This window comes from Arthrobacter sp. LFS091 (genome assembly GCF_047977885.1).
In the GTDB taxonomy this organism is placed as follows: domain Bacteria; phylum Actinomycetota; class Actinomycetes; order Actinomycetales; family Micrococcaceae; genus Arthrobacter.
This window is the reverse complement of sequence record NZ_JBFPFP010000001.1, coordinates 149,706-162,952: the sequence shown is the minus strand read 5'-3', so window position 1 is coordinate 162,952 and position 13,247 is coordinate 149,706. Positions and strand designations below refer to the sequence as shown.

11 protein-coding genes are annotated in these 13,247 nt (G+C 63.4%); 9 read left to right on the top strand and 2 right to left on the bottom strand.

Annotation, left to right across the window (positions count from 1 at the left end; all coding sequences use genetic code 11):
• The first annotated feature begins 96 nt into the window (after positions 1–96).
• From ligD to ACNQOP_RS00770, 3 genes are read left to right on the top strand one after another with little or no spacing between them, the layout of a single operon-like run.
• Positions 97–1,335 (top strand): non-homologous end-joining DNA ligase, encoded by a 1,239-nt coding sequence (gene ligD / locus ACNQOP_RS00780; RefSeq protein ID WP_416402991.1) that lies wholly within the window; start codon positions 97–99, stop codon positions 1,333–1,335.
• The gene (locus ACNQOP_RS00775) at positions 1,332–2,540 is read left to right on the top strand and encodes a cation:proton antiporter (protein ID WP_416402989.1); all 1,209 of its coding nucleotides are present in this window, start codon (positions 1,332–1,334) and stop codon (positions 2,538–2,540) included. Before ligD ends, ACNQOP_RS00775 begins: the two co-directional genes overlap by 4 nt.
• A gap of 32 nt (positions 2,541–2,572) precedes the next feature.
• Entirely contained in the window at positions 2,573–3,034 is a 462-nt protein-coding gene (locus tag ACNQOP_RS00770; RefSeq protein ID WP_235521661.1) for a phage tail protein, read from the top strand.
• A 19-nt stretch (positions 3,035–3,053) separates the two neighbouring features.
• On the opposite strand, the gene ACNQOP_RS00765 is transcribed toward ACNQOP_RS00770, so the two are convergent.
• Positions 3,054–4,250 carry an NAD(P)/FAD-dependent oxidoreductase gene (locus ACNQOP_RS00765; RefSeq protein WP_416402988.1) on the bottom strand — a complete coding sequence of 399 codons (1,197 nt, stop codon included), beginning with the start codon at positions 4,248–4,250 and terminating at the stop codon, positions 3,054–3,056.
• A 3-nt stretch (positions 4,251–4,253) separates the two neighbouring features.
• Positions 4,254–4,460, bottom strand: a complete 207-nt coding sequence (locus ACNQOP_RS00760) for a DUF2945 domain-containing protein (RefSeq protein ID WP_235521659.1) — start codon at positions 4,458–4,460, stop codon at positions 4,254–4,256.
• Between the two features lie 266 nt (positions 4,461–4,726).
• On the opposite strand from ACNQOP_RS00760, the gene ACNQOP_RS00755 reads away from it, so the two are divergent.
• From ACNQOP_RS00755 to ACNQOP_RS00730, 6 genes are all read left to right on the top strand, one after another.
• Positions 4,727–5,749: a 3-oxoacyl-ACP synthase III gene (locus tag ACNQOP_RS00755; protein ID WP_235521658.1), complete on the top strand. Its 1,023-nt coding sequence runs from the start codon at positions 4,727–4,729 to the stop codon at positions 5,747–5,749.
• A complete protein-coding gene (locus tag ACNQOP_RS00750; RefSeq protein WP_416402987.1) occupies positions 5,743–8,418 on the top strand; it encodes an alpha/beta fold hydrolase in 2,676 nt (891 codons plus the stop codon). Before ACNQOP_RS00755 ends, ACNQOP_RS00750 begins: the two co-directional genes overlap by 7 nt.
• On the top strand, positions 8,415–9,395 hold the full coding sequence (locus ACNQOP_RS00745) for an NAD-dependent epimerase/dehydratase family protein (RefSeq protein WP_416402986.1): 981 nt from the start codon (positions 8,415–8,417) through the stop codon (positions 9,393–9,395). Before ACNQOP_RS00750 ends, ACNQOP_RS00745 begins: the two co-directional genes overlap by 4 nt.
• A 49-nt stretch (positions 9,396–9,444) precedes the next feature.
• On the top strand, positions 9,445–10,257 hold the full coding sequence (locus ACNQOP_RS00740; protein ID WP_416402985.1) for a hydrolase: 813 nt from the start codon (positions 9,445–9,447) through the stop codon (positions 10,255–10,257).
• A 626-nt stretch (positions 10,258–10,883) separates the two neighbouring features.
• Entirely contained in the window at positions 10,884–12,032 is a 1,149-nt protein-coding gene (locus tag ACNQOP_RS00735) for a glutathione-independent formaldehyde dehydrogenase (RefSeq protein WP_416402984.1), read from the top strand.
• Positions 12,033–12,087: 55 nt separating this feature from the next.
• Positions 12,088–13,236, top strand: coding sequence for a zinc-dependent alcohol dehydrogenase (locus ACNQOP_RS00730; RefSeq protein WP_309989128.1), 1,149 nt, complete (start codon positions 12,088–12,090; stop codon positions 13,234–13,236).
• Positions 13,237–13,247 lie beyond the last annotated feature (11 nt).

Below are 13,247 nucleotides of genomic sequence, written 5' to 3'. Positions count from 1 at the left end.
ATGTCGGCCCGCTTTTCCGCCGCTTTTCGAGGATGTTTTTACCGGACTTCTTCTGGGACTCTGGCTGGAACGGTTGTTGCTTGCTAGCGTGGCCGCATGAGCCCCTCCAAGACGCCGGCGGAGATCCTGGACGTCGACGGCGCCGAAGTCCGCATCTCCAATCCGGATAAGGTGGTTTTCCCCGAGCCCGGGCTGACCAAGATGGACCTGGTCCGCTACTACCTGGCGGTCGCTGACGGTGCCTTGCGGGGAGCCGGGGGTCGCCCCATGGTCCTCAAACGCTTCCCGAAGGGCATCGATGCTGAGCCGTTCTTTCAAAAGCGCGTGCCTGAGAACCATCCGGAGTTCATCGATACAGCAACCCTGCACTACTCATCAGGCACCTCCGCTGAAGAAACCGTCATCAGGGATGCCGCGGGCCTGGCATGGGTGGTCAACCTGGGATGCCTTGACCTGAACCCGCACCCAGTACGGGCCGAGGACCTCGAGCACCCGGACGAGCTCCGGGTCGATCTCGATCCGATGCCGGGGGTGGACTGGTCACAGATCGTGGACACCGCCTACGTCGCGCGCGAGGTAATGGCCGACGTCGGACTCGTGGGGTGGCCCAAAACCAGCGGTTCGCGGGGGCTCCACATCCTGGCGCGTATTACGCCGCAGTGGTCCTTCCGGGATGTTCGGCTGGCTGCAGAAACGCTGGCGCGTGAAGTGGAGAACCGCGCCCCGGGGCTCGCCACAGCGCGGTGGTGGAAGGAAGAACGCGGCGAAAGCGTCTTTGTCGACTTCAACCAAAACGCCAAGGACCGCACCGTGGCATCAGCCTATTCGATCCGGTCACTCCCCGATGCCAGGGTATCGACGCCGCTGAGCTGGGAGGAAGTGCGGACCGCCCGGCCTGATCAGTTCACCGTACTTACGGTTCCGGTCCGCTTCGCCGAATCCGGCGATCCCCACGCGGGCATTGATGACGCCGCGGGTTCACTGGACGGCCTTCTCGCACTGGCCACGGAGCTCGGGCCGGCAGAGAAGGCGCCGCGGGCCGGTGACGGATCGGGCAGGAGGATGTCCAGCATGCCGCTCATTGAGGTGGCCAGGACCAAAACCAAACCGGAAGCACTTGCAGCACTCGAACAGTGGAAGGCAGGCCATTCCGACCTCACCTCCGCGCTACGCCCTGCGGATGTCCTTATTGACGGGATGCGGGGTTCGAGTTCCCTTTGGTACCGGGTGCGCATCAACCTCCAACACATACCGGAAGAACACCGTCCTGCGCAGGAAGCCCTGGTAGCCAACTATGATCCCTGGGCCGGCAAGGATTGGCCCGGCCGGCCGTGACATCGGCGACGCCCATGCAGGATCTGTCCACTTCATTGGTGCTGATAGCCCTGCTCGCCGTGGCAGCGCCGCTTGCGGCCCGGTTGTTGGATCGTGTAGCCAAGGTCCCGATCGTGGTCTTCGAGATTGGCTTGGGAATCCTGTTGGGCCCGAGCCTGCTGGGATGGATCGAGTCGACCCATTTCACCGACACCCTGGCCGACTTCGGCGTTGCCATGCTGTTTTTTGTCGCCGGAAACGAGATCGAGTTTTCGACCATCCGGGGCAGGCCTGCCAACCGCGCAGCAGCGGGTTGGGTGATCTCCCTCGCCGCGGGCATCGGCGCCGGACTCCTGCTGGCTCCAGGCCCGGAAGCGGCCGTCATCATTGGCATCGCCTTATCCTCCACTGCGCTGGGTGCCATTCTGCCGATCCTTCGTGATACGGGAACCTCAGCGTCGCCTCTTGGGATCGCCGTAACGGCTCTCGGGGCAGCCGGCGAGTTTGGGCCGCTGATCGCCATCTCGCTGTTCTTCAGCGGGCGCCAAGTAGGCATTGCGTCGGTGGTATTGGTGGGTTTCGTTGTCCTTACCGGCGTTGCGGTCTTCGTCGCTTCCCGCGCACGCCACACCGCGTTCCACGCCCACGTGACCCGGACCCTGCACACGAGCAGCCAGTTTGCTGTCAGGTCCATCATGCTGATCTTGAGCGCCCTGGTTGTGCTGAGCATGGTGTTGGGCCTTGACATGCTGCTCGGTGCATTTGCCGCCGGAGTCCTCTGGAAAACAGTCATGGCCAGGGCGCCGGAGCAGGACCGGAAGGTGGTCGAAACGAAGCTCGACGCCATTGCTTTCGGGTTCCTGGTTCCGGTCTTCTTCATCGACGCTGGTATCGACTTCGACCTCACTGCCCTGACCTCCAGCCCCGCCACCCTGGCGCTGGTCCCGTTGTTCGTGGTCCTTTTGCTGGTCATTCGCGGGCTGCCATCACTCCTCGTCGCTCCGCCGGGCTCCTCACCCCACGAGAAGCGGGCCTTGATCCTGTTCGGGGCCACCGGACTGCCCATCATTGTTGCCGTGACCGCCATCGGCCGCGACCAAGGGCTCATTACCAGCGGAATCGCGTCGGCACTTGTAGGGGCCGGGATGATCTCGCTGCTGCTCTTCCCACTCTTGGCGCTCCGTCAGGTCCGGCCACGGCTCAGGACGGACGTGCTGCCGGGTTAGCATGGTGCCGACACTTTCCATAAGGAGGCTGCATGCCGCACATCGTTGATTTCGAGAAGGTTTCCACCGAAGGGCTGGAGACCTCTCCGGTGGCAGAGGCCCTTGCGGGCCTGCGCGCCAACGAGGCCCGTTATTTCCGGAACAAGTACCAGCACGTGTTCTCGGTGAGTCCAGCCAGCGAGGTCCCCGATGTCGTTGAGCGGGTGAGCCGTATCCTCCGTGAAGAACGCGGGATCGTTATCGACTCGCCGGCCCTTGAAGCCACTGCCTTCGAAGTCGAGGGGCTGAGCATGGCCTACGTTTTCTACAAGTCCGGGCTGTCGATCAACGTGATGTACGGCATCGAGGGCGGCAAAAGGGCTGTCGGCTTCAAGCTCTCGGACGGCATGGAAATTCCGGCGGAACTGGCCGCCAACTTCAAGTTCGCCAGGCAGAAGTCCAAACTGGCCGGAGTCATCCGCGGCTCGTACTTCGTCATCAAAGGCGAGTACTAAGCTCCTGGAGACCGTGCCGTCAGGCGCGACCCCGAAGGATCAGCCGCCAATAAACCTGCGGGAACATGATCCTGTCCACCCACCAGGAAAGTCGGCTCTCCTTCCACGTTGGCACCTTGGGGATGGTTGGCATGGGCTTGTAGCCAATGCCGAATTCGGCAAAAACCACCGTATTGCGGGAAACCGTGAACGGGCACACAGAGTAGCCGTTGTATTTCTCCGTGACGGGTTTTCCTTCCCGGGCCGCCACGAGGTTCCTGGCAAGCACCTTGGTCTGCTTCCGCAACGCGCCGCCGGACTTCGAGTTGGAGGTGCCGGCGGCATCGCCCAGGGCCCAGACATTCGGGTACCGGGGGTGCTGCAGCGTTTCAGTGTCCACCTCGACGAAACCACTCTGGTCCCCTGCCGCCGGGAGATCGGTTGACGTGAGCCAATCGGGCCCCGATTGCGGTGGTACAGCGTTGAGGACCTCGTACTGCAGTTCTTCGATGGTGTCCGAGGAATTGTCGCGGATGCTTGCTGTTCGGCTGAGAGCGTCCACGGAGACCAGTTCGCTGTTGGTCCGCAGCTCGATGCCGTACTCGGCTATCTTGCGGTCCAGCTCCCGGTCCACCTCCGGAACGCCGAACACCGTTGGATAAGGCTGGACCATCACGACGCGGATTTTGTCGAGGACGCCCATTTCTTTCCAGTAGTCACAGGCCAGGTACATCGGTTTCTGGCTGGCGCCCGCACACTTGACGGGGCCGGTAGGCATGGTGAAGATGGCCGTGCCCGAACGCAGGGCGCTGAGCAGGCTCCAGGTTTTGGGGGCCAGCTCGAATTCATAGTGGGACGATCCATAGGGCGAGTTCACGGCCTCCGCCAGACCTGGCACTGCTTCCCATTGGTACTGCAACCCTGGGCACACTACCAAGTGCCCGTAGTCCACCGACGTCCCGGACTCCAGCATTACGGTGTTGGCTCCTGCGTCGACGTCTGCTGCCTTGTCCTTGATCCAAGTGACTCCCTTGGGCATCACGGATTGCTGGCTGCGGACAGCTTCCTTCACTTCGGCACGTCCACCCGCGATGTGGGAAAACAACGGTTGATACAGGTGGTGGTCGCGGGGCTCGATGAGGGCAACGTCCTTGACTCCATACCGCATCAGGCGGGCGGCCAGGGAGACGCCGGCGTTGCCACCACCGATGATCAATACCTCGTGCCGCGTCGCCATGCGCTACTTCTTCTCGGTCAAGGCTGCGCCCTTGTGCGCCGCCCTGGCCCCGGTCTTTTCCGACTCGACGACGTACTGCGGCTCATCCTCGCTGGCGCGGTGCGTGTTCCCATCGAGTTCGAAGTCGCTGGTTTTCTTCTCCACGATCTTGCCCGTGGTCTTGCCCTGGGAGGTGTTCCACTCCACGCGGGTCCCTTTGCTCAACGTCATGTCCGCTCCTGGTAAGTGGTGGTCTCCCCTAAGATGCTCCCTAATAGTAAGCATCATGATCATTTCCCGATAGTCCTGGCTGCCACGTCATAACATCCTCCGGTTGTCTGTCATGCTTAAGGGTCGCCATTTTTAAGCGCAGGGCACTGCCGCGGAGTTATGGGGAAAGCCGTACCCGGAGCACAACGGCGCTTTTGGGCTTGGAACGGCGTAATAGGGGTACAGTCACCGCAGGAACGCGGGACAGAAACGAACAGGGGCTTGAATTGGCAGGGAACGCAACCTTCAGGCACAGCAACACCGCTCTGCTGTCGGTTAGTAGCGTCGAGGCTCCACGGATCGTCAGCTCCTCGGACTTCGATCGGAAGCTGGCTACCACCCTGAAGCGGTTGAAGTTCCCGCCGCGGCTGCTGGAACGCGTCGCGGGCGTCACGCATCGGCGCTGGTGGGCGGCCGGAACATCCTTTGACGATGCCGCCGTCGAAGCCGGAGCGAAAGCGTTGGCCGATGCCGGCGTCGAAGCTTCCGAGATCGGCTTGCTGATCAACACCTCGGTGACCCGCCGCAACCTCGAACCATCCGTTGCAGTGAAGATCCACCACGAACTGGGCCTGCCATCCTCAGCCATGAACTTCGACCTCGCCAACGCGTGCCTGGGGTTCGTGAACGGACTGATCCTGGCCGCCAACATGATTGACTCCGGCCAGATCAAGTACGCGATCATCGTCAACGGAGAAGACTCGCAGCTGACCCAGGAGGCGACCCTCGCCAGGCTGCAGCGTCCCGAAACCACCCGGGACGATTTCAACCGGGAATTTGCCACGCTGACCCTCGGGTCAGGCGCCGCGGCCGCGGTCCTGGGACCGGCGGACGAGCACACCGGCGCCCACCGCCTGGTGGGCGGGGTGATGCGGGCTGGAACCGAACACCATGAATTGTGCGTGGGTGGCATTGACGGGATGACCACTGATACGAAGGGCCTGCTCGATGGCGGCCTGCAACTGGTGGTCGACGCCTGGCATGAAGCCCAGCCGGAATGGAACTGGACGGCCATGGATCGGTACGTGACCCACCAGGTCAGCAATGCCTACACCCAGGCGATCATCAACGCCGTGGGACTGGACCCCGACAAGGTGCCTATCACGTTCCCGCACTGGGGAAACGTGGGACCTGCTTCACTGCCCATGACCCTCGCGGCCGAGGCGCAGTCCTTGAGCGCCGGAGACAGGGTCCTGTGCATGGGTGTCGGTTCCGGACTGAACGCAGGCATGGTCGAAATCGTATGGTGACTGCCACCTGGCCGGGAGTACGCCCGGAATGGTCACGGACAGTAGACGTACCCTCCACTTCGGCCGCAGATGCCCCCGGAACCGTACGCACATGGCATCTCCTGGACAACGGCGAAGAGCTCGCACGGCGGGGCATGACCCCGGTCGGCACCCTGCTCTGCGTGCATGGGAATCCCACCTGGTCCTACCTGTGGCGATCACTGCTGGCGGCCGGAACAGATCCGGCGCAGCCTTGGCGGGTCATCGCAGTCGACCAACTGGACATGGGCTACTCGGAACGTACCGGCGCATTCCGCCGCCTCGCCGACCGGATCAACGACCTGGGCGACCTCACCGATACCTTGGGCTTGGAAGGGCCAGTCGTCACCGTAGGCCACGACTGGGGAGGCGTGATCAGCCTGGGCTGGGCGTTGGCCCACCCCACCCAGCTCACCGGAGTGATCCTTACAAACACAGCGGTCCACCAGCCATCCGAATCCAGGATCCCGCCTGCACTGCGGCTTGCCTTGCACCCGGCCCTCCACACCTGGGGAACGACGATATCCGACTCTTTCCTGCGGGTTACACATTCGTTGGCGTCGCCGCCTCTGCCCGCTGAAGTGCGGAAAGCCTACATGGCCCCCTACAGGGGCACCCACCGCCGTAGTGGAGTGGGAAACTTCGTGGCCGACATTCCCGTTGATGCGGACCACCCCAGCTTCCCCGCACTTGACGCCGTGGCCGAGGGCTTACGCACACTGAAGGTCCCCGCCTTGATGCTCTGGGGCCCGCGCGACCCCATTTTCTCCGACCGCTACCTCAAAGACCTGATCCAGCGGCTTCCCCACGCGCAGGTCCACCGGTTCGAAGGCGCCGGCCACCTCCTCGCAGAAGACCGGGACATTGCCACACCTGTTTTCCAATGGTTGGCAGGGCAAGCCCAGGACAAAGACCGACACGGTGCCGGCACCCGGCCAGAAGCCATGGCGGATGGAGCGGCTACTCCGGAGCCGGCTGCTTTCCGCCCCCTCTGGGATGAGCTCGGCACCTTGGCGGCATCTGCTTCCGGTGCCGATACTGCTGTCGCGGAAATGGCAGCTGATGGCGGCGTTGCGCGGTCACTGAGCTGGCACGGACTCAACCGCAGGGTGCTGGACGTTGCGGCAGGACTCCGGGAAGCCGGTGTTGCCAGTGGCAGCCGCGTGAGCCTCATGGTCCCGCCAGGCGTGGACCTGACAGTGGCACTCTATGCCTGCCTTCGGCTGGGCGCCGTGGTGGTCGTGGCCGACGCCGGGCTGGGCACCAGGGGCCTGAGCCGCGCAGTCAAAGGGGCAACCCCTGATTTCCTGATCGGGATCGACAAGGCACTCGCTGCAGCGGCCGCACTCGGTTGGCCGGGGCGCCGGATCAGCGTCCAGAGCCTGCCGGCCACACGCCGTCGAATCCTTCGGGTTGAAACCTCGCTCGAAGAGTTGGCCCGTCGAGGGTCGGACACTGGGGACATCCACCACACGGCCGTGGATCCAGAGGCTCCGGCGGCTGTGCTGTTCACGTCCGGATCGACGGGCCCCGCCAAGGGCGTTCTCTACACTCACCGGCAATTGGCTGCGACGCGGGATACCCTGGCGACAACCTTCGATATCCGTCCGGGCGCCCGGCTCGTGGCAGGCTTCGCTCCGTTTGCCCTGCTGGGTCCCGCCCTGGGTGCCGTCTCGGTCACCCCGGACATGGACGTTACCGCCCCCCGCACCTTAACTGCCCGCGCCCTGGCAGATGCCGCTGCAGCGATCGACGCCACGGTGGTCTTTGCCGCTCCGGCAGCACTGCGCAACGTCCTGGCCACTCGGGACGGGATCAGCGGAGCGGGCCAAACAGCACTAGACCGGGTCCAGCTGCTCCTCTCCGCCGGCGCCCCTATCCCGGAGCCTCTCCTGGCACAGGTGCAGCTCTTGTTGCCGGGTGCCTCGCTGCACACGCCGTACGGGATGACAGAAGCCCTCCCCGTCACTGACATCAGCCTCCAGGAGATACAGGCCGCCGAAGCCGCCGTCGGGACCGTTAAGGGAGCCGGCAACGGCGTCTGCGTCGGCACGCCGGTTCACGGTGCCCGCATTGCCGTCATTCCGCTCGCTGAGGACGGGACCGCATCCGGTTCCCGGCCCGTGACGGAGGCCGGTGTGACGGGCGAGGTCCTGGTCACCGCACCCCATGTGAAGGACTCCTACGACCGACTCTGGTTGACCCAGCAAGGGAGCACCAATCCTGTCGGCTGGCACCGGACCGGGGACGTAGGGCATTTCGACGCCGAAGGCCGCCTCTGGGTGGAAGGCCGCCTGCAGCACGTCGTCACCGCGCCAGGCAAGGCAGTGACGCCTGTTGGTGCGGAGCAGGCCGTCGAGCGTTTGGACGGTGTGGGGCTGGCCGCCGTCGTAGGCGTTGGTCCTGCGGGCACCCAGGCGATTGTCGCCGTCGTCGAGACCGTCCCGCCGGCCCGGAAGGCCGGTCCCGCCGCGCCGCATCTGGCGCACCGCGTCCGCGCCGCCGCCCGGGAAGCGGGCGTCGATGTCTCTGCCGTGTTGGTGGTTCCCAACCAGCCCACGGATATCCGGCACAACGCCAAAATAGACCGGACCCGGCTGTCCGCTTGGGCTGCACGGGCGCTGGCTGGCGGCCGTCCGGGCAAGCCATGAACGTCCTGGTCACAGGCGCCAGCGGCTTGCTGGGCCGGGAAGTGGCCCGGCTGCTGGTGCGGCAGGGCCATAACGTCACGACATTCCAACGAAGCCCTTCCGGGATCGACGGCGTCACGGACGTGCGGGGGTCGGTCATGGACCCTGTTGCGCTTCGCAGCGCCCTCAAGGGCGTGGACGGGGTGATCCATCTCGCTGCCAAAGTGTCGTTCACGGGCAGGGCGGCCGAGTTCGACGACGTCAACGTCCGCGGGACAGACCATGTGCTCTCCGAAGCCAAGGCCGCCGGGGTACGCGAGATGGTCTTCGTGTCCTCCCCCTCCGTAGCCAATTCAGGTGCCGCCATCGCCGGCCTCGGAGCCGGACCGGCCGACCCCAAGCATGCCCACGGCCACTATTCCCGGACCAAGGCAGAGGCCGAACTGCTGGCACTCGCGGCGGATGCGCCCGATTTCCGTGCCACCGCGATCCGCCCGCACGTCGTGTGGGGACCGGGTGACACCCAGCTCGTGGAGCGCGTCCTCGCCCGCGCAAAGCAACGGCGGCTGCCGCTGCTGGACGCCGGCGCAGCCCTGATAGACACCACCTACGTGGACAACGCGGCCTCGGCCATTGTCGCCGCACTGCACCGAATGGACTATGTACACGGCAAAGCCCTGGTGGTCACTAACGGCGAACCCCGGCCCATCGGGGAACTGCTTGCCGGCATTTGCGCTGCAGGCGGGGTTCCGGCCCCTGCATGGTCTGTACCGGGCCGCGCGGCCCGGGCGGTGGGTTCGGTGGTCGAGAAACTTTGGATCCTTGCGGGACGAACAGAAGAGCCGCCGATGACCAGGTTCCTCGCTGAGCAGCTATCCACTGCGCACTGGTTCGACCAGCGCGAAACTCGGCAACTCCTCGATTGGAAGCCGGCCGTTTCCATCGACGAAGGACTGGCCAAACTCGGACAATACTACGGTACGGGGCAGCATCGCTGAGGCGCTCCGCCCCTTCCGGCGCGGCCACGCCGTGCCATAGTCTGGGCCCATGCTGATCTGCTCCACCTGCGCTGTTGAACGTGATGAACCGGCTCCGGCCCTCTGTCCAATTTGCGTGGACGAGCGACAGTATGTGCCCGAGGCCGGTCAGTATTGGACCACGCTGGACGAACTCGCCAAGAGCGGACAACACACCACCCTGATGGAAAGCGAGCCTGGCCTCGTAAGCATCGGGACCCAGCCCAAGGTGGGGATCGGCCAAACGGCCCAGCTTGTGGTGACTCCTGCCGGATCGCTGTTGTGGGATCCGGTTGGCTACGTCGACGATCACGCGGTGGGCGCCATCCTGGAACACGGTCCCGTCCTGGCCATTGCCGCCAGCCATCCGCACATGTTTGGCGTGCAGGTTGAATGGTCCAACAGGCTCGGGGGCGTCCCGGTCCTTGTGTCCGAAGCAGACCGGGAATGGTTGGGCCGCCGAGGCCCGAACGTCACCACCTGGTCAGGCAGCAGAACCATCGCGGACGGTCTGGTGCTTCACCAAACCGGCGGCCACTTCCCCGGCAGTGCCGTGGCACACTGGGCAGCTGGTGCGGACGGCAAAGGGGTACTGCTCACCGGGGACAGCGTCTTTCCCAACCCCGATCGCCGTTCGGTTGCCTTCATGCGAAGCTACCCCAACCATCTCCCGCTCTCAGGTTCCATGGCTCTGCGCATCGCCGCGCAGCTCGGCGACCTGGAATTTGACCGGATCTATGGCAACTTCAACAACAAGATCCCATCAGGCGCGAAAGATATTTTGCTCACCTCCGCCCAAAGGCACGCCGCCTGGTCGCGGGGAGACTTCGACCATCTCTGCTGAACTGCCTCCACCGGACCTATTGGATCCCCGCCGGCATCAGAGCCCGCTTGTGACGGGCCTCCACGGCTCATACTGGTGCGCAAGCCACACAGCTTCCGGGTTCAATGAACGTACCAGGAGCTGTCCCTCCGTACGGGGGGGGTGTCAAAGTCACCGAACCACACCGCAGTATCCGAGTTCCTGGCCCTGGACATGAGTGGTTTGCCAGCAAGAGGTGGTTTCCTCCGCAGTGGTCGAAGTGCAGGTGTGCGTTGACCGCTATGTCGATGCTGCTGGTGCTGTAGGACGTAAACGGACTGGTCAATTCTTTTTGGGTTTACCCTCGACACCCATAGTCAGTGTGCTTAGTATTGAGCTTCAATCAGTTTCTCTTTTGCGGACGGACCGGCAGGAATATTGTCCTGGACAGACTGCCGTCCGAAGGCCTTGGGCCTACCAGCCCCCCTGGAAGCGATTCACAGGCAAGAACCTACATTCCCCCATTTCCTCGCTGACTTAGCACCCTTCATCCGGGTGACGGCTGCGCCATCACTCTGGTCCGGGCTCAGCGCCATTCTGCGACTGCCCCCGCCGGAAGCTACATCGACCTGGTCGAATCAGCATGGGCAAAAGAAAAGAGCGGAAAAATGAAAGCAGTAGTTTACAAGGGACCGAACGACGTCAGCGTCGAGGACGTCCCGGATGCCAAGATAGAGCATCCCGCCGATGTTCTGGTGCGGATTACGTCAACGAATATATGTGGCTCGGACCTCCACATGTACGAAGGCCGGACCAGCTTCGAAACCGGGCGTACTTTTGGCCATGAAAACCTCGGTGAGGTGGTCGAGGTCGGCCCCGCGGTGAACAAAGTCAAAGTTGGCGAACGGGTCGTCCTGCCGTTCAATATCGCTTGCGGGTTCTGTAAGAACTGCGAACGTGGTTTTACCAACTACTGCCTCACGATGCAGCCTGAGCCCAAGCTCGCCGGCGCGGCATACGGTTTCGCGGATATGGGACCCTACCAGGGCGGCCAAGCTGAGTACCTCCGCGTACCGTACGGTGACTTCAACTGCTTGCGCCTGGGCGAAGACGCTGTGGAAAAGGAACTCGACTACGTGATGGTCGCAGACATCTTCCCCACCGGCTGGCACGCCACGGAGATGGCCGGAGTCTACCCCGGGGACTCCGTAGTCATCTATGGTGCGGGACCTGTAGGGCTCATGGCGGCCTACTCCGCCATTATCAAAGGGGCTGGCAAGGTCATGGTCGTGGACCGCCAAAGCGACCGTTTGAAGCTGGCAGAACAGATCGGTGCCATTCCCGTAGATGATTCCGCAGTGGACCCGGTGGAGTTCGTTAAGGACCAGACCATGGGATTCGGGGCCGACCGGGGCTGCGAATGCGTTGGCTACCAGGCGCACGATACCGACGGCAACGAACATGCGAACATGACGCTGAACCGGCTCGTGGACTCGGTCCGGTTCGTCGGCGGCCTGGGTGTGGTGGGCGTGTTCCTGCCCCAAGACCCCGGCGCCCCGGACAAACTCGCCAAAGAAGGCCAAGTGGCTTTCGACTATGGGAACTACTGGTTCAAGGGACAAACAATGGGTTCGGGACAGTGCCCGGTGAAAAAGTACAACCGGGCCCTGCGCGACCTCATTGCCGGCGGAAAAGCCAGCCCCTCCTTCCTCGTCAGCCACGAGCTGCCCCTGGATCAAGCTCCCGAGGGCTACAAGAACTTCGACAACCGCGAAGACGGGTGGACCAAAGTGGTCCTCCACCCTTCAAACGCATAAAGCCGGACAGGGGATCTCGAATGTCGGAGCAAACAATTTTCCGGAGTCGGTACTGATGAAGTCAATGGTGTATCGCGGGCCCTACAAGGTGCGCGTGGAAGACAAGGACATGCCACCGATCGAGCATCCAAACGATGCGATCGTGCGGGTGACGTTAGCCGCCATCTGTGGGTCCGACCTGCATCTCTACCACGGGATGATGCCGGACACGAGGGTAGGAATGACGTTCGGTCACGAGTTCATCGGCGTAGTGGAGCAGGTTGGGCCGTCGGTGGAACGGCTCAAGCCCGGAGACCGGGTCATGGTGCCGTTCAACATCTATTGCGGATCGTGCTATTTCTGCGCCCGCGGACTCTACTCCAACTGCCACAATGTCAACCCCAACGCTACCGCGGTCGGCGGCATCTACGGCTACTCGCACACGTGCGGAGGGTACGACGGCGGCCAGGCAGAGTTCGTGCGCGTCCCTTTCGCCGACGTCGGGCCCGGTTTGATCCCGGACTGGATGGATGACGAGGACGCGCTGCTGCTTACCGACGCCCTGCCGACAGGCTACTTCGGTGCCCAACTGGGCGACATCGCAGAAGGCGACACGGTGGTGGTGTTCGGCGCCGGTCCTGTGGGCCTGTTCGCCGCCAAGTCAGCGTGGCTGATGGGGGCGGGCCGGGTGATCGTTATCGACCACCTGGAGTACCGGCTCGAGAAAGCCCGCACCTTCGCGCACGCAGAAACGTACAACTTCGTGGAGTACGACGACATCGTGGTGCACCTGAAGAAGACTACCGACTACCTGGGCGCCGACGTTGTCATCGACGCCGTCGGGGCCGAGGCGGACGGCAACTTCCTCCAACATGTCACAGCCGCAAAACTGAAGCTGCAGGGCGGCTCCCCCATCGCGCTGAACTGGGCAATCGACTCCGTCCGAAAAGGCGGCACAGTGTCGGTGGTAGGCGCATATGGTCCGCTTTTCAGCGCAGTGAAGTTCGGCGATGCCATGAATAAGGGCCTCACCCTCCGGATGAACCAGTGTCCGGTCAAAAGGCAGTGGCCCAGGTTGTTCGAACACATCCGAAACGGTTACCTGAAACCAAGCGACATCGTCACCCACCGCATCCCGCTGGAGCACATCGCTGAGGGTTACCACATCTTCTCAGCCAAGCTCGATGACTGCATCAAGCCGCTCATCGTCCCCAATCCAGCCTGAAAGGACGACAA

Coding starts and splice junctions, on each gene's coding strand:
- ACNQOP_RS00765 (WP_416402988.1), bottom strand. CDS start 4,250: ATGGCGACGCGGCACGAGGTATTGATCATCGGTGGTGGCAACGCCGGC.
- ACNQOP_RS00770 (WP_235521661.1), top strand. CDS start 2,573: ATGCCGCACATCGTTGATTTCGAGAAGGTTTCCACCGAAGGGCTGGAG.
- ACNQOP_RS00730 (WP_309989128.1), top strand. CDS start 12,088: ATGAAGTCAATGGTGTATCGCGGGCCCTACAAGGTGCGCGTGGAAGAC.
- ACNQOP_RS00735 (WP_416402984.1), top strand. CDS start 10,884: ATGAAAGCAGTAGTTTACAAGGGACCGAACGACGTCAGCGTCGAGGAC.
- ACNQOP_RS00740 (WP_416402985.1), top strand. CDS start 9,445: ATGCTGATCTGCTCCACCTGCGCTGTTGAACGTGATGAACCGGCTCCG.
- ACNQOP_RS00760 (WP_235521659.1), bottom strand. CDS start 4,460: ATGACGTTGAGCAAAGGGACCCGCGTGGAGTGGAACACCTCCCAGGGC.
- ACNQOP_RS00745 (WP_416402986.1), top strand. CDS start 8,415: ATGAACGTCCTGGTCACAGGCGCCAGCGGCTTGCTGGGCCGGGAAGTG.
- ACNQOP_RS00750 (WP_416402987.1), top strand. CDS start 5,743: ATGGTGACTGCCACCTGGCCGGGAGTACGCCCGGAATGGTCACGGACA.
- ligD (WP_416402991.1), top strand. CDS start 97: ATGAGCCCCTCCAAGACGCCGGCGGAGATCCTGGACGTCGACGGCGCC.